This window comes from Nocardia sp. NPDC050378, assembly GCF_040655675.1.
Lineage (GTDB): Bacteria > Actinomycetota > Actinomycetes > Mycobacteriales > Mycobacteriaceae > Nocardia > Nocardia coubleae.
Map to the genome: position 1 here is coordinate 191,772 of NZ_JBFAKI010000008.1, position 25,441 is coordinate 217,212.

The window sequence follows — 25,441 nt, forward strand, 5'->3', positions numbered from 1 at the left end:
CGGTGGTGCGCGGGCTAGGCTGCTGCCCGGAACGGACCCGTCGACACAGGTAGGGGACAGCGGTGGGAGTTGCGCGTGCAGGTGCGTGGATCGCGGCGCTCGGTGCGGTCGGTCTGGTAGCCGGGTGTGGGGTCGAGGGCACGCCAGCGCCGGTCATCACCCCGAACCAGCAGCCGGATCGTTCCGGGGTGTTCGCGTATCGAACCGAAGGTGAGCTGGTTGTCGTTCGCGGCGCCGAAACACTGCGTGCGTCGGGCAATTTCGGCTATTCGGCGGCGCCGGTGACTTTCACCCGCGATGGTGCGTTCGCGTTCGCGGTGGAGACGGCGTCCAAGACACTCGTCGCGCTGAGTGTGGACAACGGTTCCGTGACGCGCACCGAATGCGACTGCACCGACGCGGTCGCCCTGCGCGACGCGGTGGTCGGCTGGTGGCGTGAGCCCGGCCAGATCATGAGCCAGGACCTCGCGGGCACCACCCCCGCCGAGCCCGAACGCGACATCGTGCTCCCGGATTCGCCGAGCCCGCTCTCGGGTGGCAACTGGGACGGCGCCCGCCTGGTCGCGGCCACCGACGAGTACGTGCTGCTGGCACGGTCGGAGTCCCGCGGGCTGTGGTGGGAGAAGAACCACCTCTACGCGATCGGCTCGGACGCCATCCTGCCGCTGGGCCGGGTGCCCGGCATCGATTCCGAGCTCTCGGCCGCCGCCGGACCCGACGGGCACACCTTCGTGCTCGCGGGCACCACCGCGCGCAGTTCCTCCTGCGGCATCGGTTTCGTCGCGACCATCGACGTGCGAAGCAACGCCGTCTCGGACCTGCCCTCGGTCCCCGGCGAGTGCTCGACGGTCTACAACCCGCGCTGGAGCGGCGACAACGTCATCAGCGTCGCGGTGCGCAAATGGGCCGATGTGGCCGGGGCGACCAGCACGGTCGACCGATTGCGTTCGGCCGCCCAGGGCTGGGCGCCGGTCGCCGAGCAACCGGTGATCGACATGCTCGCCCGCTCCGAGCAGACCGTCATCCAGGTGGTCGGCGGTGAGCCGCTCGCGGCGCGGGATACCCCGCAGGGCGTGCTCGTCGTCGAAAAGGGCGGTGCGCGTTCGGAACTGGCGACCGAAGTGGTCTCGCTCGGGTCGCCGATCTAGAGCTTGCGCAGGCGCAGCCGGTTGATGGTGTGGTCGGAGTCCTTGCGCAGCACCAGGGTAGCGCGCGGGCGGGTCGGCAGGATGTTGTCGACGAGGTTGGGTCGGTTGGTGGAGTTCCAGATGTCGCGCGCGGCCGCGGTGGCCTGCTCGTCGCCCAAGCCCGCGTAGTGGTGGAAGTGGGCGTTCGGGTCGGCGAAGCCGGTCTTGCGCAGGGCCAGAAAGCGCTGCACGTACCAGTTCTCGATGTCCTCGATGCGCGCGTCGACGTAGATGGAGAAGTCGAACAGGTCCGACACCATCAGGCGCGGGCCGGTCTGCAGCACGTTGAGGCCCTCGACGATGAGGATGTCGGGCTGGCGCACACAGTGTTTCTCGTCGGGGACGATGTCGTAGGAGATGTGCGAGTACACCGGCGCGCACACCTCTTCGGCGCCCGATTTCACCTCGGTGACGAAGCGCAGCAGTTTGCGCCGGTCGTAGCTCTCCGGGAAACCCTTGCGGTGCATGATGCCGCGGCGGGTGAGTTCGGCTGTGGGATAGAGGAATCCGTCGGTGGTCACCAGGTCGACGCGCGGGTGGTGATCCCAGCGCGACAGCAACGCCTGCAGCACGCGCGCGGTGGTCGACTTGCCGACCGCCACGCTGCCTGCGACCCCGATCACGAACGGCACCTGCTTGTCGGGGTGCTTCTCGCCGAGGAACGTCGCGGTGGCGGCGAACAGTCGCTGACGTGCGGCGACCTGCAGGTGGATCAGGCGGGCGAGCGGCAGGTACACCTCGGCGACTTCCTCGAGGTCGATCTGCTCGCCGAGGCCGCGTAGTCCGGTCAATTCCTCCTCGGTCAAGACCAGGGGAGTCGACTTGCGCAGAGTGCGCCACTGCTTCCGGTCGAACTCCACGTACGGGCTCGGCTCGCTCATCCGTGCCACTTACCCGACGCTCCGTTCGGGCAAACACGCACAGCTGGGCTGCCCGTTCGGTGAGATCCGGGATAACTCTGACCGCATGCGGCGATTGTGCTCCGTGCCGGTCGTCCGTGCGCAACGGGGGGTTTGGCTACCCGTCGGTAACTAGTAACAACCACGAGGTAGGGCCCGCTTTTCGAATTCACCACGTAAGGTCGGGCGCATGGGGTCTCATCCGTTCGTCACCGAATACCTGCGGCTCGGACTGGCTTTCGATCGGCTCGAATCCGGCTTCGTCGACGCTTATACCGGCGATCCGGCGCTGCGCCGCGAGATCGACAACGCCGCCGCGCCCGTACCCGCCGACCTGGTCCGGCGCGCCGTCGACCTGCGCGCGGCCTTGCCCGACGCCGGGCTCTCACCTGAGCGCACCGAGTTCCTCGACGCCCACCTGGTGGCGATGGAATGTTCGGCGCGCAAGTTCGCGGGTGAGGAGATCGGTTTCGTCGACGAGGTCCGCGCGTACTTCGACGTCGACATCACACCGGGCGACCCCGACGACTACCGCGAGGCGCATCGCCTGATGGACGAGGTACTCGGCGGCGACGGACCGCTGGCCGAGCGGGTCGCCGCCTACCGGCGCGGTGACGAGATCCCGCCCGAACGGCTGCCCGAATGCGTGGAAGCGTTCTCCAGCGCCCTGCGCGAACGGGTCCGCGCGCGGTACCCGCTGCCCGACCACGAACACGTCACCTACGAGGTGGTCGGCGACAAACCGTGGTCCGGTTTCAACTACTACCTGGGCAACTACCGCTCGACGGTGGCCATCAACTCCGACCTCAAACAGCACATGGCGCACCTGCCCGCCCTCATCGCCCACGAGTCCTACCCCGGGCATCACACCGAGCACTGCCGCAAGGAGGCCGGACTGGTCGCGGCGGGCGAGGACGAGCAGACGCTGTTCCTGGTCAACACACCGCAGTGCCTGATGGCCGAGGGCCTGGCCGACCTCGCGCTGCAGTCGATCGTCGGGCCCGGCTGGGGTGTGTGGGCGCAGGAGATCTACGCCGACCTGGGGCTGCGTTTCGACGGCGAACGCGCCGAACGGTTCTCGGCAGCGTCGGCGAAACTGCTCAGTGTGCGCCAGGACGCGGCGTTGCTGCTGCACGACAAGCACCGCAGTCACGACGAGGTGGCACAGTTCCTGCAGCGCTGGAGTCTCGCGACGCCGGAGCGGGCCCGTCAGTCGCTGCGGTTCCTGTCCTCCCCGCTGTGGCGCGCCTACATCAGCACCTATGTGGAGGGCTACCGCCTGCTCGGCGGCTGGCTCGACGGGGCGGTCGACGCCCAGGACCGCATCGAACGGTTCGGGCGCCTGCTGGACGAACCACTCACACCGGGGGCGATCCGGCGCCTACTGGATGACGGCGCAACCGCCGGGGTTCATCAGTGAGCAGATGAGGTAGCCCAGGTGCAGCAGCAGCGCCTCGATCGGGTTCGACGGAGCGACGGCAGGGGTGATGACGGGCAGCGTGTTCACACCTGTGTCATCGGTCACCCGGGGGCCGCACGTTACCGGTGAAAACCCTGTTCCACGGCTGTCGAACCTGGTCAGGACGGTGTGAGCCGCGTCTCCCGGGTGGCGGGCGCGGCGCCGTTGCGCTATCCCCGTGCCGGGGCGTGCGTACCCGGCCCATAGACTGAGGGTCGTGACGCAGACGACCGCTTCGGTGAATACCCAGTCTCTCGGTGAGCTCGATCCCGAGTTGGCCGCCGCGATGGCGGGCGAGCTCGCCCGCGAACGCGACACCCTCGAGATGATCGCCTCGGAGAACTTCGTGCCGCGCGCGGTCCTGCAGGCGCAGGGTTCCGTGCTCACCAACAAGTACGCCGAGGGTTATCCGGGCCGCCGCTACTACGGTGGCTGCGAGGCCGTCGACGTGGTGGAGACCCTGGCTCGCGACCGCGCCAAGGAACTCTTCGGCGCCGAGTTCGCCAACGTGCAGCCGCATTCCGGCGCTCAGGCCAACGCCGCGGTGCTGATGGCGCTGATGAACCCGGGCGAGACCCTGCTCGGCCTCGATCTCGCGCACGGCGGTCACCTCACCCACGGCATGCGCCTGAACTTCTCGGGCAAGCTCTACGACGTCCATTCCTACGGTGTGTCGAAGGAAGACCACCGCATCGACATGGACGAGGTCCGCGACATCGCCAAGGCCGCCAAGCCGAAGGTGATCGTGGCCGGCTGGTCGGCCTACCCGCGTCACCAGGACTTCGCGAAGTTCCGCGAGATCGCCGACGAGGTCGGCGCCTACCTGTGGGTCGACATGGCGCACTTCGCCGGTCTGGTTGCCGCCGGTCTGCACCCCTCGCCGGTGCCCTACGCCGACGTGGTGTCCTCCACCGTGCACAAGACCCTCGGCGGCCCCCGCTCCGGCCTGATCCTGGCCAAGCAGGAGTTCGCCAAGAAGCTCAACTCCGCGGTGTTCCCCGGTCAGCAGGGCGGCCCGCTCATGCACGTGATCGCCGCCAAGGCCGCCGCGTTCAAGATCGCCGCGACCGAGGAGTTCAAGGACCGCCAGGTCCGCACCCTCTCCGGTGCCCGCATCCTCGCCGAACGTCTCACCGGCGCCGACGTCAAGGACAAGGGCGTCTCGGTCCTCACCGGCGGCACCGATGTGCACCTGGTCCTGGTCGACCTGCGCAACTCCGAACTCGACGGCCAGCAGGCCGAGGACCTCTTGCACGAGGTCGGCATCACCGTCAACCGCAACGCGGTCCCCTTCGACCCGCGCCCCCCGATGGTCACCTCCGGCCTGCGCATCGGCACCGCCGCCCTGGCCACCCGCGGCTTCGGCGACACCGAGTTCACCGAGGTAGCCGACATCATCGCCGCCGCCCTCGCCGGCACCTCCGACACCGAGACCCTGCGTGGTCGCGTCTCGAAGCTCGCCCAGAGCGTCCCGCTCTACCAGGGCCTGGAAGACTGGCGCCTCCTCGGCTGATCGACGGATACTCTCGAACGCCCTCGCAGACTCCGGGTCTGCGAGGGCGTTCGTCTTTCACAACGCGAGCACGACGCCCGGGTCCAGGATTTCCACGGTGGTGTCGGGGGCGATATCGCGTGCCGCGGCGCGGAAGACCTCCGGATCCCGCGTGGCCACCTTGGTGATGAGGCGGCTGCCGAGCGGACCACTGGTGAAGGAGTAGTGGATGGGCACCGCCAGCCGTGGCCGTAGCACGCGGGCCAGGTCGGCGGCCTCGGCGGCATCCATCACCACCTGGCGGTTGAAAGCAGGGCGGATCCGCAGGCCGTTGATCGGCAGTAGGGCGAGATCCAATTCGCCGAAACGCGAGGCTATTTCGTCGAGCGCATCGATGCGCAAGGTGTCGGCGCCGAAGAAGACCGTCCGGCCGTCCGCGCGCAAGACGAAGGTCACCTCCGGCACGCCGTGTTCGGCGGGTGTAGCCGTCACCTCCACCGGGCCCAGATGTGTGCTCTGCCAGGGATCGAGCTCGGTGACGTTGCGAAAGCCCGCCGCACGAACACTTTTCGCGAGCCCGCGGACGACGGCGAAGGGTACGTTCTTGTCGGGATAGCCGCGCAGGGCATCGAGATCGCAATGGTCGTAATGCGCGTGGCTGATCACGACACCGGCGAGTTCCGGTAGATCGGTCGCCGTGGCGATGCTGCGCTGCTCGCCCTGGTAGTAGAACGGGCGCTCCGACAACCAGGGGTCGGTAAGGATCCGCGCCCCGCCGAAGTCGAGCAGGACGCTGGCATGGACTATCCGAGAAACACTGACAGACAAGGGAATTCCTAACAAGACGGGTGTCTACTGACAATTGTCAGTGGACACCCGTCCTGTTATCTTGTCAAGGTGACAGGGAAAGCGGCTCGGGATCGGAATCGCCGCGGCGAAGGTGCGCGGCTACGCGAAGAACTCGTCGGCGCGGCCGCCCGGCTGCTCGAGGACAGCGGTCAGGAGGCTCTCTCACTGCGCGCTGTCGCCCGGGAAGCCGGTGTCGCACCGCAGAGCGTGTACTTGCAGTTCACGGACCGGGCAGATCTGCTCGATGCCATCTGGGTGCTGTGGTTCGCCGAACTCACTGCGGCACTGTCTGTCCCGGAGAACGCCGACGCGTGCGCACGGCTGGCCGCCGTTCTTCGCGCGTACTGTGCCTACGGCTTCGACCACCCGGGCCGCTATCGCGTGTTGTTCAGTTCGGCCTGCGCGCCGGGCTGGGAACCCGACAGCAGCAACTACCACGGCCGCGCCGCGTTCCAGGTGCTCGCCGAGGCGACCGCCGCGGGAGGCGCTGATGACCCGATGCTCACCGCGACCTGCCTCTGGGCCGCCCTACACGGCCTGGTCACGCTGCGCCTGGACCGCCCCAGCTTCCCCTGGCCACCCCTGAATTCCCTGCTCGACGCACTCCTCGCCGCCCACCTCCCAACCAGAAGTTGATCGGCCCCATCGAGCAAATTCCCTGAAGGTCGATCGGACAACCGGTCGTCGGTTCTGTTGTCACCACTCACAGAAAAAGTTCCGAACGGTACACATTGGGGTGGGCATGGGGCATGGTCGACTCATATGGACTGTCGAGCTGAGTTGGCGCGCGAGGTGGGTGGGGTGGTTCCTGCCTTCGAGTTGCTCACGGAGGCCGAGGCCGGGGAGTTGCTGCGGCTGTTTCGGGGCGCTCGGGAGAACGAGCATCGGGCGTTGCATCGGGCTATCGATGCCGCGTTGTCGGCGATGCCCGCGCCGTTGCGTGGGGCTTCGCGGCGGATCATCTTCGGTGAGCGATGATCGAGACCGAGCTCGAGGCTCAGACCCAGTTGGTGGTGCTGGCGCGCACTTTGGGGGTTTCGCCGCAGCATCTGGCGCCGTTGACGCGGCTCGGCGCGGCGCACCTGTCGGCGATCCAGCAGCAGATGCTGTACGCGTTGCACGCCGAGCACGCGGACACCTTTCGCCGGGTGACCCCGGTGGTGCCGATTTTCCCGGTCGGTCTCGGAGTGGCGTTGTTCGAGCGGGTGGTTCCGCCGGTGCTCGCGGCCAGGTTTCTCGGTGCGGTCGGCATTCACTATCCGGAGAAATGCGCGCAGGCGCTGTGCATGGTCGACGCCGTGTACGCGGCCGACGGTGCGCCGTATCTGGATCCGAATGTCTTCGAGCAGTTGATGCGGTACGGCAGGCCCGAGCCGATCACCCTCATCATCAACGAATTGCTGCGCCGCCGTGACTATGTGACCGCCGCCCGGTTCCTGTCCGTGGTGAACGAACCCTTGATCGCGGCGCTGGAGGAGACCGTCCTCGACGACGCGGGCCTGGTCTACACCGCCGCCTACGCCTACCCCGCGCACACGCTCAGCCGGATCGTGCGGCAACTGCTCGCGGGCCCACGCGACCGGGTGCCCGGCATGCTCCAGACGGTGCTGGCCGGTCCACCCCCGCTGCACCATGCGATGCTCGCGCTGTTCTGCAAGGTCGAGCCCGAGGTCGCCGCCAAGCTGGGTGACATCTTCTTCGGGCGCGGCGCCGCGCACGAGATCGGCCGCTTCCTGCTGACCGCGGTCGACCGCAGCGCCTCGATCGCATTGCTCACCCTGATCGGGCGCCTCAATCCCGTTGCGCTGTGGGCCTTGTCGACCAACCCACAACTGGCCGACCCCGGCGTGCTGACCCGCTTGGTGCGCGCACTCGACGGCCGGACCGAAGCCGACCCGTGGCGTGGGCTGTTCGCGCTGTCGGCCCGGCTCAGCGAACCGGCCCGCCGCCGGATCGCCGCCACGCTGGCCGAGCTCAGCCCCGCCTCCATCGCCGCGCTACCCGCCCACGCCACCGACGCCACCTACTGGCCCGCCCTGCTGCAACTGCTGGCCGAGTCCGAGCCCGCGGCGCAGACACGGGTGGCCGGCATCTGGTCCCGCCTGCCACCGGAATGGCAGGCGGGCATCGACCGTCACATCCGCACCAACCGCTACGACACCCGCCTCGGCACCATCACGAACGCCTTGACCGAGTCGAGCGCCGAAGAGGTCTTCTTCCGTCGTCGTCAGCAGATCCGGCAGCGCGGCGAAGGCGAGTTCGCCGCCTGGTGACGGTTCATTTCACCAGCGGAAGCAGGGCGCGACCGACCGCCTCGACCATGCCCGGCTCATGGCCGTTGGCGACCATGTTCACGATGACTCCGTCGATACCCTGATCGAGCACCCGGTCCTTGATCTGCTCGGCGACATCGTCGGGTGTGCCGACGAACTGACGGTCGACGACGCTCTCGCGGAGCTCCGCCTCGCTCATCGATGCCACGTCGATCCCGACCTGCGACATCATGTCGGCCTGGATCTTGCGGGCCCGGTCGCCGTCCTCGTCGGCGATGACGAACGCGAGGAAACTGGTGTCGAGGGTGGCGGGGTCGCGATCGACCTCCGCGCAGCGCTGTCGCAACGCGGCCACCTTGCGCGGCAGCTCCGAGGCGTTGCAGATGATGTTGAGGTGGTCGCCGAAGCGCGCGGCCATGGCGAAGGTCTTCTTCTCACCGCCGCCGCCGAGCAGGATCGGCAGGTCGTCGCGCAGGCGCGGCTCGTTGATCGCGTTCTCGGCGCGGTACCACTTGCCGTCGAAGGTGGGTCGCTGTCCGCGCAGCATGGGCGTGATGATCCGCAACGCCTCCTCGAGGCGCTCGAAACGTTCGGTGAACGTGCCGAATTCGAAGCCGTACTGCTGGTGTTCGAGCTCGAACCAGCCTGCCCCGATGCCGAGCACCGCGCGTCCACCACTGACCACGTCGAGGGTGGTCACCGTCTTGGCGAGCAGCGCGGGGTTGCGGTAGGTGTTGCCGGTCACCAAGGCGGACAGTTGGATTCGGTCGGTAGCCGTGGCCAGCGCGGAGAGCGCGGAGTACGCCTCGAGCATCGGCGCGTCGGGCGGACCGATCAACGGCAGCTGATAGAAGTGGTCCATCACGAAGGCGGCGTCGAAGCCGGCCGCTTCCGCCTCCCTCGCCTGCGCGACGACCGTCGGGAACAGCTCGCGGATCGAGGCGGTGTTGCTGAAATTGGGCATCTGGTAACCGAGACGAATGCTCATGCGCCCGAGCCTATGACCTGGAGCGCACTCCAGGTCAAGCCCTGCTCCGGATCGATCGCGAGTAGTCGACGAGGTCGACGTCGTTGGCCGCCTTGTCGCCGTACTTCAGCATCAGGCCGAACAAGCGCGAGCCGAGGAACCAGTTGCGGGCCTTGATGCCCACCGCGGTTTTCGGGGCCAGAAATGGGCCGGTGTTGGAGTTCCCCGCGATCTTGGCGTAGCGCTTCATGATCCGGTTGTAGGCACGGTACGCGGCCTCGTGATCACCTGCGGCCGAGGCGAGTTCACCGGCGAGGACGTAGGCACCGACGAGCGCGAGGCCGGTGCCGAAGCCGGCCAGGGTATTGCCGTAGGCGGCATCACCGAGCAGGGCGACACGGCCACGGGTGTAGGTGCCGTTCATCCGGACCTGGCTGATCGAGTCGAGGTAGACCTCGTCCAGCTCGTCGAGTTCGGCGAGCATGCGTGGGACGTGCCAGTCCACATCGGCGAAAGCCGCACGGATGATGCGACGTCGGGCCGAAGTGTCGGTGCGCGCGTAGTCCAGTTCGGGGGAGGCGAACATATACATCTGTTGTGCTTTGGGGCCACCGTCGACGGCCAGTTTCCCGGGCACGTTGTGGGCGTATCCCTCGGCCCGCTCGCGCGGCACCGACTTGTCGGCCCAGCGGCTCGCCCCCGCCACGCAGTAGTAGTAGCCGAGGTGGGTGACGAAGTCCGATTCCGGGCCGAAGGCCAAACGCCGTACCCGTGAATGGATTCCATCCGCGCCGACCACGAGATCGAACGTGCGGGCCGAAGCGTGCTCGAACTCGACATAAACGCCGGACTCGGTTTCGCACAGCGCGGTGACGGTATCGCCGAAGACGTATTCCACTGTGTCCCTGGTCTGTTCGTACAAGACGGCAGCCAGGTCGCCCCGCAGTATCTCGAGTGCGCCCCCGGTGAAATCGCCTGACATGACCGCCAATTCACGGTCGTCGGCGTCGACGAAGATCAGGTCGGTGGTGCCGGTGCGGCGCGCACGCACCGTGTCGAGGATGCCCATCCGCTGCAGCACCTCCAGGTGGACACCGTTCTTGAAGTCGACCGCCTGACCGCCGGGCCGCAACGCGGGAGCGCGCTCCACGACGGTGACGTCGAAGCCGTACCGCCGCAGCCAATAGGCGAGGGCCGGTCCGGCGATGCTCGCACCGGAGATGAGGACGGTCCGATTGGGCATGAAAGCTCCTCGGGATCAGTGTCCGCCGTAATCTGTTTCCGTCGGACACTAAAAAGTGTACGGAGGACACTGTTTCTTCGTCAAGATCTGTTTCCGGCGGACGCAGATCGCCGGTATCCTGAGCGCGAAAGGAGGGCCGATGCCGTCACCGACCACCGTCGAGCTGCTGTGGGGCACCGCCCAGCGTCCGACCAGGGGGCCCAAACCCGCGCTCACCCTCGACCGGATCGTCGGCGAGGCGATCGCGCTGGCCGACGCCGAAGGGCTCGCTGCTCTCTCGATGCAGCGCCTGGCCGAGCGTCTCGGCTTCACCAAGATGTCGCTCTACCGGTATGTTCCCGGCAAGGAGCAACTGACGGCGCTCATGCTCGACGAAGCCATCGGCGAACCACCGAAAAGCTCAGCGGTGCTACAGGATTGGCGAGCAGCCCTGAGAAGCTGGACCAACGCCATCCATGACAGTTACCGCGCCCACCCCTGGACCATCGACCTCGCCCGTGGTCTTCGCCCCTTCGGTCCGAACGAAATGGCCTGGACCGAATCGGCGCTGACCGCGCTGGCGCACACCGGGCTCAGCGGCCCGGAGCAGCTCGACACCATCGTCCTGCTCAACAGCCACGCTCGCGGCCTTGCCCAGCAGGTCCCGGCAGGCGAGCAGGCGGATCACTTCACCGACCAGTTCGCCCAGATGATGACCGCAGCCGCCGAGCGCTACCCGCGGGTCCGCGCCGCCTTCGCCGAGGAAGCGGCCGCCGACGGCCGCGACAACGCCCTGGATTTCGGCATCGACCGCATCCTCGACGGCATCGCCGCCCTGATCGAACGTCGCGCCGCTCTGGCCCACGAGCCGTCGAAGTCCTAGGCTCACACCATGACCGAGGAACTCCCCGAACCCGCCGTCACCGTGGTGCGCGAATTCTTCGCCGCGCTCGAGATCGACGCGGTCGACGAGGCGCTGGAACTCCTCGATCCGGAGATCGTCTGGAAGAACACCTCGCTGCCGACGATCCGGGGCAAGGACCGGGTCGCCATGGTGTTGCGCGGCTTGGACCGTCCGGCGCTCGGCTTCTGGGCCGAGATGCACCACATCGCCGCCGACGGCGACATCGTGCTCACCGACCGCACCGACTATCTGCGGTTCGGGCCGGTGCGTATCGGGTTCTGGGTCACCGGCACCTTCGAGATCCGCGCGGGCCGGATCGTGTTGTGGGACGACCACTTCAGCAAGGGCAATGTGCTGCGCGGCACGATCGTCGGGGTGGCCAAGGCGCTCACCCGCCGCTGAGCTACTGGTGTTTGCGTAGATAGTCCAGGTAGGTGGGGCGAAGGACTTCGGCGATCTTGCCGTCGCCCGCGTGGATGTAGTCGTCGAGCATCGGCAGCACGTACTTGATGTCGGCCTCGCTCTCGCCCAGATCGCCCGCCTCGGCCTGGGCCGCGGGAATCGCCTTGAGCAGGTCCCACAGGAACTTCACATCGCCGCGCCGCACGGCCGTTTTCACCGCGCGGTCGTGCAGTTCCTTCGACGACAGCTTCTCCAGATCCTGGTCATCGGCCATGCAACGACTGTAGCGCTCGACGCGCCGAACGGCGGCGACCATGCTGGTTAACCTCGAATTCACGGACACGTGTGCCGGACCGGCAGCGCCGTAGCGGGTTCGGCGGTAGCGTCGAAGATGCGGATCGCGTCGGTGTGATTCGTACGGGAGGTCCTGACCGTGACTGAGCTACTCAGTACGAGGGGGCCGGCACCCGGCCCTCGTGGTGGTTGACAAACCACCTACAAGGACGGACCGGTCCAGCGAGATCGTTCGCGCGGGTGCCGTGCGAACACATAAGGAGCCCACCGTGACTGCTGCACGCTCCGTTTCCGCTCACGCGATGCACACGGCCTCGGCCTCGAAGAAAGGGGCTCGCCTCGCGCGTTCCGGTCTGAAGACTTTCGTCGTCGACACCTCTGTCCTGCTGTCCGACCCCTGGGCTGTGACCCGCTTCGGGGAACATCGGGTGATCCTGCCGCTGGTCGTGATCAGCGAGCTGGAGGCCAAACGGCACCACCACGAGCTCGGCTGGTTCGCCAGGGAAGCTCTGCGCATGCTCGACGACCTGCGCATGCAGCACGGCAGGCTCGATCAGCCGCTGCCCATCGGCACCGAGGGCGGCACCTTGCAGGTGGAGCTCAATCACACCGATGCCTCGGTCCTGCCCGCCGGATTCCGCTCCGAGACCAACGATTCCCGCATCCTGGCCTGTGCGCTGAACTTCTCCGCCGAGGGCGAGGACGTGGTGCTGGTCTCCAAGGACATCCCGTTGCGGGTCAAGGCCAGCGCGGTCGGCTTGGCAGCCGACGAATACCACGCCCAGGACGTGGTCACCTCCGGCTGGAGCGGCATGGTCGAACTCGATGTCGCGGGCTCCCAGATCGACCAGCTCTACAGCGAGTCGGTGATCGACCTCGACGAGGCACGGGAACTGCCCTGCCACACCGGAATCCGGTTGCTCGGCAGCAGCTCCAGCGCGCTGGGACGGGTCACCGCCGACAAGCGGGTGCAGTTGGTGCGCGAACGTGAGGCCTTCGGGTTGCACGGTCGCTCGGCCGAACAGCGCATCGCCCTGGACCTGCTGCTCGACGAGAGCATCGGCATCGTGTCGATGGGTGGCCGTGCGGGCACGGGTAAGTCGGCGCTCGCGCTGACCGCCGGGCTCGAGGCGGTGCTCGAGCGGCGCACCCAGCGCAAGGTGGTGGTGTTCCGTCCGCTGTACGCGGTGGGCGGGCAGGAACTCGGCTACCTGCCCGGTTCGGAGAGCGAGAAGATGGGCCCCTGGGCCCAGGCGGTTTTCGACACGCTCGACGGGCTGGCCAGCCGCGAGGTGATGGACGAGGTGCTCAGCCGCGACATGCTCGAGGTGTTGCCGCTGACCCACATCCGTGGCCGGTCGCTGCACGATTCGTTCGTGATCGTCGACGAGGCGCAGTCGCTGGAACGCAATGTGCTGCTCACCGTGTTGAGCCGGCTCGGGACCGGATCGCGGGTGGTGCTCACCCACGATGTGGCCCAGCGTGACAATCTGCGCGTCGGCAGGCACGACGGTGTGGCCGCGGTGATCGAAAAGCTCAAGGGGCACCCGCTTTTCGCGCACATCACGCTCACCCGCAGTGAGCGGTCGCCGATCGCGGCGCTCGTCACCGAAATGCTCGAGGAGTACGGTCCCAACGCGTAATCGGGCAATCGGGCCGCGTCACCGGCCCGAATCCGTTTGATATCGGCGAACTGTGGGTATTATCCGCGGCGACACCTTTCCAGCAACGGCTCGGCGAACACTGTTCTGCCGGGCCGTTGCGGATGTCGGCCAGGCTCCATGTCCGGGGCGGTGCCCCCGGGGGGCCACTCGCGAGAGGATGGATATGAACCACTTCGCTCGACGTACCGCCGCCGGAGGCGCCGCCTTGGTCGCCGCCACCGGACTGCTGCTCGCCGCGGGTTGCGGCGACGACGACAGCAACGACAAGGTCGATTCGGCCATCTCCAGCGTGATCACCACCCTGCCCGGCGGGGCCGGTTCGGAGACGACCACCGACCACGCCGACCACACCGACGGGTCGGCCACGGCGACCACCGAGGCCGGGGAGGGCACCGGGAGCGCCACCTCGACCGCGACCGCCGCGGGCGAGTCGACCACCATCTCCGGCCCCAACGGCGACATCACCGTCTCCGGCGAGGTGTACAAGAAGTACGTCGCCGCCGGTGGCGCCGCCAGCCCGCTCGGCGCGCCGGAGGAAGCCCAGGAATCGGGCCCCAACGGCGGCCAGTACCAGGACTTCGAGGGCGGCACCGTCTACTGGAGCCCCGAGACCGGCGCCCACATCGTGTGGGGCGAGATCCGTGAGGCCTGGGAGGAGAACGGCGGCGCCAACGGCACCCTCGGCTACCCGACCAGCGACGAGAAGGACATCCCCGGCGGCAAGCAGAGCGACTTCACCGGCGGAACCATCACCTGGGTCGGCGGCCAGACCACCGTCACCCCGAAGTAACCGCGCCGCGGCGCGGGGACCGGTTCACCCCTTGGGTCCCCGCGCCCGACGGCGAAGTACTAGGTTGGCTGCGTGCAGAAAACTTTGACCGACCGCGAACTGCTGGACGCGCTCGCCGATGTGGTGGAAACGAACCTGAACCGGCACATCGACGCGGCCGAGGGTTGGCAGCCGCACGACCTCGTGCCGTGGTCGGACGGGCGCAACTTCGCCTTCCTCGGCGGCACCGACTGGGCGCCGGACCAGTCCGATCTCAGTGAGACCGCCAAGCTGGCGCTCACGGTGAGCGTGCTCGTCGCCGACAACCTGCCCTCCTACCACCGGGAGCTGGGCAAGTACCTGCGTACCGGGCCGTGGTGGCGCTGGGTCGGCCGGTGGACGGCGGAGGAGAACCGCCACGAGATCATGCTCCGCAACTACCTGATGCTCACCCGCGCGGTCGACCCCGTCGCGCTGGAGCGGGCGCGGATGGCGCACATGACCGCCGGCTTCAACCGGCCGCCGCTGCACCTCATCGACGTGCTGGCCACCTGCGCCTTCGAAGAGGCCGCGGCCGCGATCCGGCACCGCAACACCGCCGCCCTCGGTGAGAACCCGATCGTCACCGCGATGGCCGAGAAGCTGGCCGTCGACGACGAACTGCAGGCCGAGTTCTTCGCCGTCCTCGTCTCCGCCGCGCTCGACCTGGTCCCCGATCAGGGTGTGCGCGCGATCGCCGACCAGGTCGCCGCGTTCCGGGTGCCGCAGGTCGACCTGCCCGGCGGCGGTTCCAGCGACGAAGCCCTGGCCGAAGCGGGCATCTACGACCCCGCCAAGGAAGGCGAGCTGGTGTTCAAGCCGCTGCTGCAGCGCTGGAACATCTTCACCCGCACCGACCTCGGCGAAGAAGGCGAAAAGGCTCGCGCGGAACTCACGCACCTGGCCTGATCTGTTCCCACGACGGCCGCCACCTTCCCAGGTGGCGGCCGTCGTGCTGTCTCAGGACTTCCGGTCGACGTTGGTCATCGCGAGCACGTCCAGCTTCTGGTCGAGTTCCTCGACGCTGAGCTTGTCCGGGGTGAGGCCACGATCGATGACGGTCTGGCGGATCGTCTTCTTCTCGCGCAGTGCCTGTTTGGCGACCGCGGCCGCTTCCTCGTAGCCGATGGCGGAGTTCAGCGGGGTGACGATCGACGGCGACGACTCGGCGAGGGTGCGCAAGTGCTCCTCGTTCGCCACGAGCCCGCTGATGCACTTGTCGGCGAACAAACGGGAGACGTTGGCCAGCAAGCGAATCGACTCGAGCAGGTTGCGGGCCATCACCGGGATGTAGACGTTGAGCTCGAACGCACCGCTCGCGCCGCCGAAGGCGATCGCCGCGTCGTTGCCGACCACCTGCACCGCCACCTGGGTAACCGCTTCGGGCAGTACGGGATTCACCTTGCCGGGCATGATCGAACTGCCCGGCTGCAGGTCGGGGAGCTGCAGTTCGCCGAGGCCGGTGAGCGGGCCCGAACCCATCCAGCGGATGTCGTTGGCGATCTTGGTGAGACTCACCGCGATGGTGCGCAGTGCACCCGAGGCCTCGACGAGCCCGTCGCGGGCGGCCTGGGCCTCGAAGTGATCGCGCGCCTCGCGCAGGGCATCGATCTCGGTGGCGCGCACCAGTTCCGCGACGACCTTCGCCCCGAATCCGGCGGGCGCGTTGAGGCCGGTGCCGACCGCGGTGCCGCCGATGGGCAGCTCACCCAGACGCGGAAGAGTGGCCATGATGCGTTCGATACCGGCCTGGATCTGGCGGGTGTATCCGCCGAATTCCTGGCCGAGCGTCACCGGTACCGCGTCCATCAGGTGGGTGCGGCCGGACTTCACGACGGTGTGCCACTGCTGCGACTTGTCCAGCAGCGCGAGACGCAGATGCTCCAGTGCGGGAACGAGTTCGGCGATCACGGCCTCGGTGGCGGCCAGGTGGGTGGCGGTGGGGAAGGTGTCGTTGGACGACTGCGACATGTTCACGTCGTCGTTGGGGTGCACGGTGACGCCGCCCCGCGCCGCGATCGACGCGATCACCTCGTTGGCGTTCATGTTCGAACTGGTACCCGAACCGGTCTGGAACACGTCAATCGGGAACTGATCGTCGTGACGGCCGTCGGCGATCTCGTTCGCCGCCGCGATGATCGCCTCGGCCTTCACCGGATCGAGCAGCCCGAGATCCTTGTTCACCTGGGCGCACGCGGCTTTCAGCAGCCCGAGCGCCCGAATCTGTGCCCGTTCGAGCCCGCGCCCACTGATCGGGAAGTTCTCCACCGCCCGCTGCGTCTGCGCCCGCCACAGGGCGTCGACGGGGACGCGAACCTCCCCCATGGTGTCGTGCTCGATGCGGTACTGCGCGTCGTCGTCAGCCATACCTCGACACTAGGACGAGAACCCCGGGAATGGGGCTCCCACACCCGCGCAAAATCCCACACCGTCGGCAGGAATAGAAAGAGCCCCGGGGATTCCGGGGCTCTCGTCTACGTCACGGCAGTGGGGGGTTGGCGCTGTCGTCGCCGTCGAAGTCGACCGAGGAGTACTCGCGCAGCTTGGTGAGACGGTGGTAGGCGTCGATCATGCGGACGGTGCCCGACTTCGACCGCATCACGATCGACTGGGTCGAGGCCCCGCCACCGAAGTAGCGGACACCGCGCAGCAGGTCACCGTCGGTGACGCCGGTGGCGCAGAAGAAGACGTTCTCGCCGGAGACGAGATCGGTGGTCGAGAGCACGCGGTCCAGGTCGTGACCCGCGTCGATCGCCTTCTGGCGTTCCTCGTCGTCCTTGGGGGCGAGCATGCCCTGCAGTTCGCCGCCGAGACAGCGCAGCGCGGCGGCGGCGATGATGCCCTCGGGGGTGCCGCCGATGCCGACCAGGATGTCGACGCCGGACTCCGGGCGCGCCGCGGCGATGGCACCGGCGACGTCACCGTCGGAGATCAGGCGGATACGCGCGCCCGCCGCGCGGGTCTGCTCGATGATCTCGGCGTGCCGGGGGCGGTCCAGGATGCACACGGTCAGGTCGGATACCGAGGACTGCTTGGCCTTGGCGACGCGGCGGATGTTCTCGCCGATCGGGGCGGTGATGTCGATCGAACCCGCGGCGTCGGGGCCGACGGCGATCTTGTGCATGTAGAACACGGCCGACGGGTCGAACATGGCGCCGCGCTCGGCGACCGCGAGCACCGAGATGGCGCCGGGCGAGCCTTTGGACATCAGGGTGGTTCCGTCGATCGGGTCGACCGCGAAGTCCACCTCGGGGCCGGTGCCGTCACCGACCGCTTCGCCGTTGTACAGCATCGGCGCTTCGTCCTTCTCGCCCTCGCCGATCACGACGATGCCCTTCATGGACACCGAGCTGACCAGCTGACGCATGGCGTCGACGGCCGCACCGTCGCCGCCTTCCTTGTCTCCGCGGCCGACCCAGCGGCCCGCGGCCATCGCTCCTGCCTCGGTGACACGTACCAGCTCGAGGGCGAGGTTCCGGTCGGGTGCCTCGCGGCGGCTGGGGGCGGGCGAAGATGCCGTCATTGCGGAGTGCCTCCTTGGCGTTGGTGATACGGGGGCAATTGTCGCATTACGAACCTGCACGGTCGTGCACGACCTCCCGGCGCGACCCCTGAGCGGCCAGGTCAGGGGCCGAGTGGATACTGGTAGTCGTGGCCCAGACCAAGCACCGCATCTTCAACGACTACCGCGATCTGTTCTGGTCGCTGATTCCGTTGGTGCTGATCGCGGTCGTGCTGGCGGGTGCGGCCAGCCAGTGCACGGTGGCGACCAACGGCCCGACCCAGGGGCAGATCCCGTTCTTCGACGCGGGCGCCGCGCTGCGCTCGGACGCGAAATCGATGCCGTTCCCGATCCGTCAACCGGCCTTGCCGGAGGGTTGGGTGTCGAACTCCGGTAGCCGCGAGAACATCAGCATCGCCGGTGGCGGGCCGGTGAGCACGGTCGGCTACATCACCCCGCAGGGCACCTACATGCGGTATTCGCAGAGCAGCGCCACCGAGGAGGCGCTGTCACGGCACGTACTCGGGTCGCGCTATCCCACCGGAACCCAGGACATCGCCGGGCAGAAGTGGGTCGTCTATACCGAGCCGACCGAGGAATCCGCCTGGATCGCCGACATGGGTTCGGTCCGCATCCTGATCACCGGCGCGGGCAACGAGGCCGCGTTCACCACGCTCGCGCAGGCGGTCACCGCGGCGCAGCCGCTCGCGAAGTAGGTCGAGGCAGTTCGGCCGGAGTGACCGGGTCGAGCAAGGGGTTCGGCAGGCCGCTGCGGAGAAGTCGTCAGCGGTCGGACCGGTCGAGTCCGCTGTTCGGTGGACTGGCCTAGCCGTCGGCGTCCAGGTCGGCGCGCGACAACGCGTCCTCTACGCGCTTACGGGCGCCCGCGAGGTGCTGTTCGCAGCGGGCGGCCAAGGCTTCGCCGCGTTCCCACAGGGCAAGCGAGTCGTCGAGATCGAGGCCGCCCTGTTCGAGCATCTTCACCACGTTGACGAGTTCGTCGCGGGCGCGTTCGTAGCCGAAGGTCGCGATCTCGGCCAGGGTGTCGGTGTTGTCGGAACCGGCGTCGGCCACGGTCACTTCCTCTTCTCGTCGGTGTTCTGCGGGGTCAGGCGCGTGGTGCCGAGGGCGGCGGCGGTGATCGCGCCGTCCCCGACGCGAATCCGCAGCTGACTGCCCGCGGGTGCGTCGTCGATCTCCCGGACGACGTGGCGTTCGGGCCCGGCGACGCGCTGCACGACAGCGTAGCCACGGGCCAGGGTCGCGGCCGGGCCGACCGCCGTGAGCTTCTCGCGCAGATGCGTGGTTCGCGTCGACTCGGTGCGCAGCGACTGGTCGATGCAGCGGCGCGAGGCGGTGCGTAAGCGTTCGACCTCGTCGTGGCGGTGTGCCAGCTCGCGCAGCGGGTCGGCCAGCACCGGACGTGAGCGCAGCTGGGCAAGGGCCGAGGCTTCGCGCTGCACCCAGCCGCGCAGTGCGGCCGCCGACCGGGCGCGCATCTCCCGGACACCGGCCAGTTCGGCGGCCGCGTCGGGCACGATGCGCTTGGCGGCATCGGTCGGGGTGGCCGCGCGCAGGTCGGCGACCAGGTCGAGCAGCGGGTTGTCGGGTTCGTGACCGATCGCGCTCACCACCGGGGTGCGCGCCGCCGCGACAGCCCGGCACAGGGCTTCGTCGGAGAACGGCAGCAGGTCTTCGGTGCTGCCACCGCCGCGGGCGATCACGATGACGTCCACGTCGCCGTCGAGCTCGCGTAACGCCTCCAGCATCTGCGGCACCGCGCTCGGGCCCTGCACCGCGGTATTGCGGATGACGAAACGTACTGCGGGCCAACGCTTTTGAGCGACACTGAGTACATCGCGCTCGGCCGCGCTCGCCCGTCCGGTGATCAGGCCGACCGAGGCGGGCAGGAACGGCAGCGGCCGCTTGAGCCGCGGATCGAACAGGCCCTCCGCGGTGAGCAGCGCCTTCAGTCGTTCGATCCTGGCCAGCAGCTCACCGATGCCGACCGCGCGAATCTCGGTGACACGCAACGAGATCGTGCCGCGCCCGGTGAAGAACTGCAGCTTGCCGTAGACCACCACTCGGCTGCCCTCGGTGAGCGGAACGGGCAGGCGGCGCAACAGATCCGGGTCGCAGGTGATCGACAGCGACATGTCGACCGAGGTGTCACGCAGGACGAGGAACGCGGTGCGCGTACCGGGGCGCAGATTGATCTGGGTGACCTGCCCCTCCACCCAGATGCTGCCGAGGCGCTCGATCCATTGGGCGACCTTGATCGCCACCGAACGCACGGGATACGGCTGCTCCGCCGAATTCGCCGGTGCGGCCGCGGTGCCGGTGCCGTCCTGAGTCATATGTCAGTTCTACGGGAGGGCACCGACAAACGAAAAGGCGGCCGCGTCCCATCGGATCGCGGCCGCCTCGAAGCGGGAGTGTCGCTACTTGGCCTGCACGGTGGCGATGCGGTTGGTGAGCATGGTGACGAACGGTGCGCGGGCGCGGGTCTGCTGCTCGAAGGCCAGCAGCTGCTCGAGCTCCTCGACGCCGAGCATGCGCAGGCGGGCGCGCAGCTGGGCCAGCGTCATCGAGGGGTAGTCGTAGCGGATGGCGACCTCGGGTGCCTCGACCTCCTCGGGCGCTTCCTCGGCGGCGGGTTCGACGGTCTCGTTCTCGGTCTCGAGCACCAGCAGCGACGCGGGGACGGCCTGACCGTTGGTCTGGGACCGGGGAGCGTCCTCGGCGAACAGGTCGAACTTGCTGGCGTGACCGTTGGTCGTGGCGGCGGGCGCGAGATCCTCGTCGAAGGTCGCCCACTCCGGCTGCTCCTGCGCGGGCGAGCCGAGCCGCTCGAACACGGCGTCACCCTTGAGCGCGAGGCTGGTGACGAACTGCTGCACGTGCATGGTCGTCTGCAGCACGCGACTGATGGCGGTGATCGGGAATTGGACCGCGGCGACGGGCAGCCGCCGGGTCTCTTCTAAGGCGTATACGGCGGCGCCGGCGGCGACCCGAGCCAGAAACGGAGGTCGAAACATGGTCCCAGCCTGCCGCAAAGCGGCTGTGATGCAAAGATCCCGACCACCCTGATGTGATCTATGCCCCTTCGGGCGGTCCTGGCCACGCACGTAAGCTGTGCAGTATGACCTCGGCAATCCCCTTGAACGTCGGTATCACGCGCTCGGCGAGCGCGGCGGATGCCGGTGCCAAGCGCGTGCTGCTGGCCGAGCCGCGCGGGTACTGCGCAGGCGTCGATCGTGCTGTCGAGACGGTCGAGAAGGCTTTGGAACAGCACGGCGCGCCGATCTATGTGCGCAAGGAGATCGTGCACAACCGGCACGTGGTCGAGACCTTACGTGAGCGCGGGGTGATCTTCGTCGACGAGACCGACGAGGTGCCCGAGGGCGCGCTGGTGGTGTTCTCCGCGCACGGCGTCGCGCCGACCGTGCACGAGACCGCCGCCGAACGCAACCTGCGCACCATCGACGCCACCTGCCCGCTGGTCACCAAGGTGCACCAGGAGGCCAAGCGCTTCGCCCGCGACGACTACGACATCCTGCTGATCGGGCACGAGGGCCACGAGGAGGTCGAGGGCACCGCCGGTGAGGCGCCGCGGCACGTGCAGCTCGTCGACGGCCCCGACTCCGTGGACCGGGTGACGGTGCGCGATCCGGCGAAGGTGATCTGGCTGTCGCAGACCACGCTGTCGGTCGACGAGACGATGGAGACCGTCGAGCGGCTGCGTCAGCGGTTCCCGACCCTGCAGGACCCGCCGAGCGACGACATCTGCTACGCCACCTCCAACCGCCAGACCGCGGTGAAGGCGATGGCGCCGGAATGTGATCTGGTGATCGTCGTCGGTTCGCGCAACTCCTCGAACTCGGTGCGGTTGGTCGAGGTGGCGCTCGGCGCGGGTGCGCGGGCCGCGCATCTGATCGACTACGCCCGCGAGATCGACCCGGCCTGGCTCGACGGCGTGCGGACCGTCGGCGTCACCTCGGGCGCGTCGGTACCGGAGATCCTCGTGACCGGTGTGCTCGACCTGCTCGCCGAGCACGGCTTCGGCGAGGTGCAGCCGGTGACCACGGCCAACGAGACACTGGTGTTCTCCCTGCCGCGCGAGCTGCGTCCCGCGCGTCGCTGACAGACGAGAAATCCCCGCCGCTTCCAGGATCGCGGCGGGGATTTTCGTGTGTTCAGAGGCTGTCGGGGCGCCGCCGTTCGGTGCGGGCGGAATCGGCGCGATCGCGGTAGCGCACGTTCGGCTGCGGATGCGGTGGTGCGTCGCCGCGCCTGCGACTCGTGCGGGCCGGTTCGGGTTCGCGCGGGGCCGCTGCCGCGCGTGGCGTACGCGGCTCTCGGGTGCGTGCGGCGGTCGGCGCGCGTTTCGGGTCGGCGCCGCGCGCCGGGCGACGCGCCGGGCTCGACAGATCGACCTCGGTATCCGGGTCGTCGAGGAGGCCGGTCCGCCGCGGCCGCTTGCGCGCGGCCTCGGCCAGGTTCCGGGCCGACGGTTCGGGGCGACGGCTGGTGGTCTTGCGGGCGCTTCGCCGTTCCGTCGCCGGTCGCGCCGTGGCGGGCGCTCGCTTGGCGAGGGCGATCCGGACGCCACCGATCACGGCGACGAGCAGGGTGGCCAGCGCCATCGTCGGGAAGCGTTCGACCAGCGGGATGACCAGGTTCATCAGCACGTCCTTGATGGACGTGGTGCTACGGCCGCCGAGCAGCTGACAGGCCACCGGAACAGCGACGAACAGCAGCAGCGGCGGCATCACCATGGTGGCGAACAGGCCACGAGCCCGCACCGCGCAGACCGCGAGCACACACCCGAGCACATAGAACACCGAGAACGTGGTGGTCGGGAAGTCTTCGTCGCCCAGCGCGTCGATCAGGAAGCCGAGCGTCGTCGCGCCGACGGCGAGCGCGATCGCCGCCCACGCGGCGATGCCGGGCACCGAGGGCATGATCGAACGTTGCGGCGCGGGCACCCGGGGTCGCGCACGTTGGGAAGCAGCCACCCTATGACACTAACCGCATGACGACCGTGTTGCGGTCGCGGCACGGAGAACTCAGCGGCGATCCTCGGCGTCGGCGAAGGCCACCACCCTGGGCCGGGTCTCGGCGAGCCGGATTGCCGGGAGCTCCTGATCGGCGATGCCGAGATCGTGCATCCGGCGCGCGGTGACCAGCACCCGCGACTCCACCGAGCCGACGGCGGCGTTGAAAGCCGCTACGGCCTTACCGAGATTCAGGCCGAGGGTGTCGAGGTGTTCGGCGACCTTGCCGATGCGGGTGTAGAGCTCCTTGCCCAATTGCTGCACCGTTGCCATATCGCGCGAGAGGGCTTCCTGACGCCAGCTGAACGCGACCGTGCGCAGCAGGGCGATGAGCGTGGTCGGCGTCGCGAGGATCACGTTCCGGCCGAACGCGTACTCGAGCAGCTCGGCATCGGTGGTCAGGGCCGCGTCGAGGAAGGGGTCGCCGGGGACGAACAGCACCACGAACTCCGGCGCCGGGTCGAAGGCCGCCCAGTACGCCTTGTCGGCCAGCTGGTCGACGTGGGCGCGCAGCTGCTTGGCGTGCCTGGTCAGTAATCGGGTGCGCTCGCCCGGATCCTCACTGGTCGCCGCGTCCAGGTAGGCGGTGAAGGGAACCTTCGCGTCGACGACGATGTGCCTGCCGCCCGCCAGGCGCACGACCAGGTCGGGTCGCACCGCGCCCCGGTCGTCGCCGCCCGCCCGGGTGACCTGGGTGTCGAAATCGCAGTGCCTTGTCATGCCCGCCAGTTCCACGACCCGTTCGAGCTGGATCTCACCCCAGCGTCCGCGTACCTGTGGTGCGCGCAGCGCGGCGACGAGTTGCCCGGTCTGATCGGAGAGCCGATGCGAGGTGCGCTGCATCCCCGCGACCTGTTCGCGCAGACCCGAATAGGCGTCGATGCGATGGTGCTCCACCTGCCGGATCTGCTGTTCGAGCGCGCCGACCGCGTCGCGCAGCGGGTCGACCAGCGCGCCGACGGCGGCCGAATGCCTGCGTGCGGCATCCTCGTTCGCCGCACGCAACGACTGTTGGAGCAACCGCTGGTTGTCCTCGGCGGCGGCGAGCCGGGCCTCGGCGACCGCGGCGCGTTGCCCGCCGCGGGCCGCATGGCCCAACCAGCCGAGACCGAGGCCTGCGGCGAAAACCAGGACGAGCGCGACGAGCATCGAAGCGGTCATGGCGGCGATACTGCCCGAGGGCACCGACAAGTTCGCAATCCCCGGGCAACCGTGTCGGCGAAATGACACGGTTGTAGTGCGTCGATTGAATTCTGTCGGTGCACTGGCCTACGGTTCGCGGCATGCGGATCCTGCACACCTCCGATTGGCACATCGGGCGCACCTTCCACGGTGTCGACCTGCTGTCGGATCAGGCGCGCGCACTCACGGCCGTCGCCGACCTGGTCGCCGCCGAATCCGTCGACGTGGTGGTGGTTCCCGGCGACATCTACGACCGCTCCATTCCCGGGGCCGACGCGATCGCGGTGTGCAACCGTGGTTTCGAAGCCATCCGCGCCGCGGGGGCGACCATCATCGCCACCTCCGGCAACCATGATTCGCCCGCCCGCCTCGGTGCGGGCGCGAGCTTCGCGGCCGCTGGTGGGCTGCATCTGTGCACGCGGGTCGCCGATGTCGACAAATCCGTCCGTCTCGCCGACAGCCACGGTGAAGTGGTGTTCTACGGGATTCCGTACCTGGAGCCGGAGATCACCCGCGCCGAACTCGGTGTGCCGCAGGCGCGCTCGCACGAGGAGATCCTGCAGGCGGCGATGGCGCGGATCAATGCCGATCTGGAGGGGCGGCCGGGGGCTCGGTCGGTGGTGCTCGCGCACGCGTTCGTCGTCGGCGGGGCGGCCACCGGGTCGGAGCGGTCGATCTCGGTCGGTGGGGTGGAGACGGTGTCGATGGCGGCCTTCGACGGCATCGACTATGTGGCGCTGGGGCACCTGCACTCGCCGCAGACCCTGTCGGAGTCGGTGCGCTACAGCGGTTCTCCGTTGCCGTATTCGTTCGGCGAGAGCTCGCATCGCAAGGCGGTGTGGATCCTCGACCTGGACGAGAACGGGCTGGCCGAGGTACGCCGTCACGATCTGCCGCTGGTGCGGGGACTCAGTAGACTCACCGGCACGCTCGAGGAACTACTCACCGCCGACGAGCATCTGGGTGCGGTCGAGCATTACGTGTCGGCCACGCTCACCGACACCGCGCGCCCGGTCGACCCCATGCGCAAGCTGCGGGAGCGGTTTCCGCATGCCGTGCACGTGGAATGGGTTCGCCCGGAAGGCAATCCGGAGTTGCGGTATCGCGAGCGAGTGCACGGTCGCCGCGACACCGAGGTGGCCGCGAGCTTCCTGTCCGATGTGCGTGGGGAACCGACCGAGGGGGAATTGGCATGGGTGGAACGAGCTCTGGCCGCCGCGGTGAGCGAGCCCGATCCGCCGAGCCGGGAACCGTTGACGTCGGAGCTGTCGGCGTGACCG

General features: G+C 68.4%; 27 protein-coding genes. 14 read left to right on the forward strand and 13 right to left on the reverse strand.

The window, feature by feature from the left end; translation table 11 throughout:
* The first annotated feature begins 62 nt into the window (after window positions 1–62).
* Window positions 63–1,148, forward strand: coding sequence for a hypothetical protein (locus AB0I35_RS19810; RefSeq protein WP_357397543.1), 1,086 nt, complete (start codon window positions 63–65; stop codon window positions 1,146–1,148).
* Here the strand turns inward: AB0I35_RS19810 and coaA are convergent.
* Window positions 1,145–2,077 (reverse strand): type I pantothenate kinase, encoded by a 933-nt coding sequence (gene coaA, locus AB0I35_RS19815; protein ID WP_181696599.1) that lies wholly within the window; start codon window positions 2,075–2,077, stop codon window positions 1,145–1,147. The two genes, AB0I35_RS19810 and coaA, sit on opposite strands and share 4 nt — an antisense overlap.
* A 199-nt stretch (window positions 2,078–2,276) precedes the next feature.
* Here coaA and AB0I35_RS19820 point away from each other — a divergent pair, with 199 nt between their 5' ends.
* Window positions 2,277–3,506: a DUF885 domain-containing protein gene (locus AB0I35_RS19820; protein WP_357397545.1), complete on the forward strand. Its 1,230-nt coding sequence runs from the start codon at window positions 2,277–2,279 to the stop codon at window positions 3,504–3,506.
* On the opposite strand, the gene AB0I35_RS19825 is transcribed toward AB0I35_RS19820, so the two are convergent.
* Window positions 3,468–3,611 carry a hypothetical protein gene (locus AB0I35_RS19825; RefSeq protein WP_357397546.1) on the reverse strand — a complete coding sequence of 48 codons (144 nt, stop codon included), beginning with the start codon at window positions 3,609–3,611 and terminating at the stop codon, window positions 3,468–3,470. The genes AB0I35_RS19820 and AB0I35_RS19825 overlap by 39 nt on opposite strands.
* Window positions 3,612–3,762: 151 nt before the next feature.
* Here AB0I35_RS19825 and glyA point away from each other — a divergent pair, with 151 nt between their 5' ends.
* On the forward strand, window positions 3,763–5,058 hold the full coding sequence (glyA, locus tag AB0I35_RS19830) for a serine hydroxymethyltransferase (RefSeq protein WP_067485658.1): 1,296 nt from the start codon (window positions 3,763–3,765) through the stop codon (window positions 5,056–5,058).
* Window positions 5,059–5,115: 57 nt separating this feature from the next.
* On the opposite strand, the gene AB0I35_RS19835 is transcribed toward glyA, so the two are convergent.
* Window positions 5,116–5,865 (reverse strand): MBL fold metallo-hydrolase, encoded by a 750-nt coding sequence (locus AB0I35_RS19835; protein ID WP_357397548.1) that lies wholly within the window; start codon window positions 5,863–5,865, stop codon window positions 5,116–5,118.
* 69 nt (window positions 5,866–5,934) lie between these two features.
* Here AB0I35_RS19835 and AB0I35_RS19840 point away from each other — a divergent pair, with 69 nt between their 5' ends.
* From AB0I35_RS19840 to AB0I35_RS19850, 3 genes are all read left to right on the forward strand, one after another.
* Window positions 5,935–6,522 (forward strand): TetR/AcrR family transcriptional regulator, encoded by a 588-nt coding sequence (locus AB0I35_RS19840; protein WP_357397550.1) that lies wholly within the window; start codon window positions 5,935–5,937, stop codon window positions 6,520–6,522.
* Between the two features lie 126 nt (window positions 6,523–6,648).
* Window positions 6,649–6,864 carry a hypothetical protein gene (locus tag AB0I35_RS19845; RefSeq protein WP_067485666.1) on the forward strand — a complete coding sequence of 72 codons (216 nt, stop codon included), beginning with the start codon at window positions 6,649–6,651 and terminating at the stop codon, window positions 6,862–6,864.
* Window positions 6,861–8,159 carry a hypothetical protein gene (locus AB0I35_RS19850; RefSeq protein ID WP_357397551.1) on the forward strand — a complete coding sequence of 433 codons (1,299 nt, stop codon included), beginning with the start codon at window positions 6,861–6,863 and terminating at the stop codon, window positions 8,157–8,159. Before AB0I35_RS19845 ends, AB0I35_RS19850 begins: the two co-directional genes overlap by 4 nt.
* A 4-nt stretch (window positions 8,160–8,163) precedes the next feature.
* Here the strand turns inward: AB0I35_RS19850 and AB0I35_RS19855 are convergent, their stop codons facing one another.
* Window positions 8,164–9,147 carry an LLM class F420-dependent oxidoreductase gene (locus AB0I35_RS19855; RefSeq protein ID WP_357397553.1) on the reverse strand — a complete coding sequence of 328 codons (984 nt, stop codon included), beginning with the start codon at window positions 9,145–9,147 and terminating at the stop codon, window positions 8,164–8,166.
* A gap of 34 nt (window positions 9,148–9,181) precedes the next feature.
* The gene (locus AB0I35_RS19860; protein ID WP_357397554.1) at window positions 9,182–10,369 is read right to left on the reverse strand and encodes an FAD-dependent monooxygenase; all 1,188 of its coding nucleotides are present in this window, start codon (window positions 10,367–10,369) and stop codon (window positions 9,182–9,184) included.
* A gap of 139 nt (window positions 10,370–10,508) precedes the next feature.
* Between AB0I35_RS19860 and AB0I35_RS19865 the strand changes: the two genes are divergently transcribed.
* Window positions 10,509–11,231, forward strand: a complete 723-nt coding sequence (locus AB0I35_RS19865) for a TetR/AcrR family transcriptional regulator (RefSeq protein ID WP_357397555.1) — start codon at window positions 10,509–10,511, stop codon at window positions 11,229–11,231.
* Between the two features lie 9 nt (window positions 11,232–11,240).
* Window positions 11,241–11,654 (forward strand): limonene-1,2-epoxide hydrolase family protein, encoded by a 414-nt coding sequence (locus AB0I35_RS19870; RefSeq protein ID WP_067637804.1) that lies wholly within the window; start codon window positions 11,241–11,243, stop codon window positions 11,652–11,654.
* Window position 11,655: 1 nt separating this feature from the next.
* On the opposite strand, the gene AB0I35_RS19875 is transcribed toward AB0I35_RS19870, so the two are convergent.
* Complete coding sequence (locus AB0I35_RS19875) at window positions 11,656–11,928, reverse strand: hypothetical protein (protein WP_067485986.1); 273 nt, start codon at window positions 11,926–11,928, stop codon at window positions 11,656–11,658.
* A gap of 322 nt (window positions 11,929–12,250) precedes the next feature.
* Here AB0I35_RS19875 and AB0I35_RS19880 point away from each other — a divergent pair, with 322 nt between their 5' ends.
* The 3 genes from AB0I35_RS19880 (at window position 12,251) to AB0I35_RS19890 (ending at window position 15,329) form a co-directional block, all read left to right on the forward strand.
* Entirely contained in the window at window positions 12,251–13,591 is a 1,341-nt protein-coding gene (locus AB0I35_RS19880; RefSeq protein ID WP_357397642.1) for a PhoH family protein, read from the forward strand.
* A gap of 184 nt (window positions 13,592–13,775) precedes the next feature.
* The gene (locus AB0I35_RS19885) at window positions 13,776–14,402 is read left to right on the forward strand and encodes an esterase (RefSeq protein ID WP_357397556.1); all 627 of its coding nucleotides are present in this window, start codon (window positions 13,776–13,778) and stop codon (window positions 14,400–14,402) included.
* 72 nt (window positions 14,403–14,474) lie between these two features.
* On the forward strand, window positions 14,475–15,329 hold the full coding sequence (locus AB0I35_RS19890; protein ID WP_357397557.1) for an acyl-ACP desaturase: 855 nt from the start codon (window positions 14,475–14,477) through the stop codon (window positions 15,327–15,329).
* 51 nt (window positions 15,330–15,380) lie between these two features.
* On the opposite strand, the gene AB0I35_RS19895 is transcribed toward AB0I35_RS19890, so the two are convergent.
* Window positions 15,381–16,787, reverse strand: a complete 1,407-nt coding sequence (locus tag AB0I35_RS19895) for a class II fumarate hydratase (protein ID WP_357397558.1) — start codon at window positions 16,785–16,787, stop codon at window positions 15,381–15,383.
* Window positions 16,788–16,899: 112 nt separating this feature from the next.
* Complete coding sequence (glpX, locus tag AB0I35_RS19900; RefSeq protein ID WP_181696587.1) at window positions 16,900–17,943, reverse strand: class II fructose-bisphosphatase; 1,044 nt, start codon at window positions 17,941–17,943, stop codon at window positions 16,900–16,902.
* 128 nt (window positions 17,944–18,071) lie between these two features.
* Between glpX and AB0I35_RS19905 the strand changes: the two genes are divergently transcribed.
* Window positions 18,072–18,638 (forward strand): DUF4245 domain-containing protein, encoded by a 567-nt coding sequence (locus AB0I35_RS19905; protein WP_357397559.1) that lies wholly within the window; start codon window positions 18,072–18,074, stop codon window positions 18,636–18,638.
* A 109-nt stretch (window positions 18,639–18,747) separates the two neighbouring features.
* On the opposite strand, the gene AB0I35_RS19910 is transcribed toward AB0I35_RS19905, so the two are convergent.
* From AB0I35_RS19910 to AB0I35_RS19920, 3 genes are all read right to left on the reverse strand, one after another.
* The gene (locus AB0I35_RS19910) at window positions 18,748–18,996 is read right to left on the reverse strand and encodes an exodeoxyribonuclease VII small subunit (RefSeq protein WP_067485990.1); all 249 of its coding nucleotides are present in this window, start codon (window positions 18,994–18,996) and stop codon (window positions 18,748–18,750) included.
* A gap of 2 nt (window positions 18,997–18,998) precedes the next feature.
* Window positions 18,999–20,279 carry an exodeoxyribonuclease VII large subunit gene (gene xseA, locus AB0I35_RS19915; RefSeq protein ID WP_357397560.1) on the reverse strand — a complete coding sequence of 427 codons (1,281 nt, stop codon included), beginning with the start codon at window positions 20,277–20,279 and terminating at the stop codon, window positions 18,999–19,001.
* A gap of 84 nt (window positions 20,280–20,363) precedes the next feature.
* Entirely contained in the window at window positions 20,364–20,960 is a 597-nt protein-coding gene (locus AB0I35_RS19920) for a lipid droplet-associated protein (RefSeq protein WP_357397561.1), read from the reverse strand.
* 104 nt (window positions 20,961–21,064) lie between these two features.
* Between AB0I35_RS19920 and AB0I35_RS19925 the strand changes: the two genes are divergently transcribed.
* Window positions 21,065–22,066, forward strand: a complete 1,002-nt coding sequence (locus tag AB0I35_RS19925; protein WP_357397562.1) for a 4-hydroxy-3-methylbut-2-enyl diphosphate reductase — start codon at window positions 21,065–21,067, stop codon at window positions 22,064–22,066.
* A gap of 52 nt (window positions 22,067–22,118) precedes the next feature.
* Here AB0I35_RS19925 and AB0I35_RS19930 read toward each other — a convergent pair whose 3' ends face one another.
* Together AB0I35_RS19930 and AB0I35_RS19935 are read right to left on the reverse strand one after the other, a co-directional pair.
* Window positions 22,119–22,940, reverse strand: a complete 822-nt coding sequence (locus AB0I35_RS19930; RefSeq protein ID WP_357397563.1) for a DUF6542 domain-containing protein — start codon at window positions 22,938–22,940, stop codon at window positions 22,119–22,121.
* A 51-nt stretch (window positions 22,941–22,991) separates the two neighbouring features.
* A complete protein-coding gene (locus AB0I35_RS19935) occupies window positions 22,992–24,140 on the reverse strand; it encodes a DNA recombination protein RmuC (protein WP_067485693.1) in 1,149 nt (382 codons plus the stop codon).
* 122 nt (window positions 24,141–24,262) lie between these two features.
* On the opposite strand from AB0I35_RS19935, the gene AB0I35_RS19940 reads away from it, so the two are divergent.
* Entirely contained in the window at window positions 24,263–25,438 is a 1,176-nt protein-coding gene (locus tag AB0I35_RS19940; RefSeq protein ID WP_357397564.1) for an exonuclease SbcCD subunit D, read from the forward strand.
* Window positions 25,439–25,441: the final 3 nt, after the last annotated feature.

Excerpts from the sequence above, each read along its gene's own strand:
- AB0I35_RS19820 (WP_357397545.1), top strand. The coding sequence starts at position 2,277 with ATGGGGTCTCATCCGTTCGTCACCGAATACCTGCGGCTCGGACTGGCT.
- AB0I35_RS19845 (WP_067485666.1), top strand. The coding sequence starts at position 6,649 with ATGGACTGTCGAGCTGAGTTGGCGCGCGAGGTGGGTGGGGTGGTTCCT.
- AB0I35_RS19850 (WP_357397551.1), top strand. The coding sequence starts at position 6,861 with ATGATCGAGACCGAGCTCGAGGCTCAGACCCAGTTGGTGGTGCTGGCG.
- AB0I35_RS19855 (WP_357397553.1), bottom strand. The coding sequence starts at position 9,147 with ATGAGCATTCGTCTCGGTTACCAGATGCCCAATTTCAGCAACACCGCC.
- AB0I35_RS19860 (WP_357397554.1), bottom strand. The coding sequence starts at position 10,369 with ATGCCCAATCGGACCGTCCTCATCTCCGGTGCGAGCATCGCCGGACCG.
- AB0I35_RS19865 (WP_357397555.1), top strand. The coding sequence starts at position 10,509 with ATGCCGTCACCGACCACCGTCGAGCTGCTGTGGGGCACCGCCCAGCGT.
- AB0I35_RS19870 (WP_067637804.1), top strand. The coding sequence starts at position 11,241 with ATGACCGAGGAACTCCCCGAACCCGCCGTCACCGTGGTGCGCGAATTC.
- AB0I35_RS19875 (WP_067485986.1), bottom strand. The coding sequence starts at position 11,928 with ATGGCCGATGACCAGGATCTGGAGAAGCTGTCGTCGAAGGAACTGCAC.
- AB0I35_RS19880 (WP_357397642.1), top strand. The coding sequence starts at position 12,251 with ATGCACACGGCCTCGGCCTCGAAGAAAGGGGCTCGCCTCGCGCGTTCC.
- AB0I35_RS19885 (WP_357397556.1), top strand. The coding sequence starts at position 13,776 with ATGAACCACTTCGCTCGACGTACCGCCGCCGGAGGCGCCGCCTTGGTC.
- AB0I35_RS19895 (WP_357397558.1), bottom strand. The coding sequence starts at position 16,787 with ATGGCTGACGACGACGCGCAGTACCGCATCGAGCACGACACCATGGGG.
- glpX (WP_181696587.1), bottom strand. The coding sequence starts at position 17,943 with ATGACGGCATCTTCGCCCGCCCCCAGCCGCCGCGAGGCACCCGACCGG.
- xseA (WP_357397560.1), bottom strand. The coding sequence starts at position 20,279 with ATGACTCAGGACGGCACCGGCACCGCGGCCGCACCGGCGAATTCGGCG.
- AB0I35_RS19920 (WP_357397561.1), bottom strand. The coding sequence starts at position 20,960 with ATGTTTCGACCTCCGTTTCTGGCTCGGGTCGCCGCCGGCGCCGCCGTA.
- AB0I35_RS19925 (WP_357397562.1), top strand. The coding sequence starts at position 21,065 with ATGACCTCGGCAATCCCCTTGAACGTCGGTATCACGCGCTCGGCGAGC.
- AB0I35_RS19935 (WP_067485693.1), bottom strand. The coding sequence starts at position 24,140 with ATGACCGCTTCGATGCTCGTCGCGCTCGTCCTGGTTTTCGCCGCAGGC.
- AB0I35_RS19940 (WP_357397564.1), top strand. The coding sequence starts at position 24,263 with ATGCGGATCCTGCACACCTCCGATTGGCACATCGGGCGCACCTTCCAC.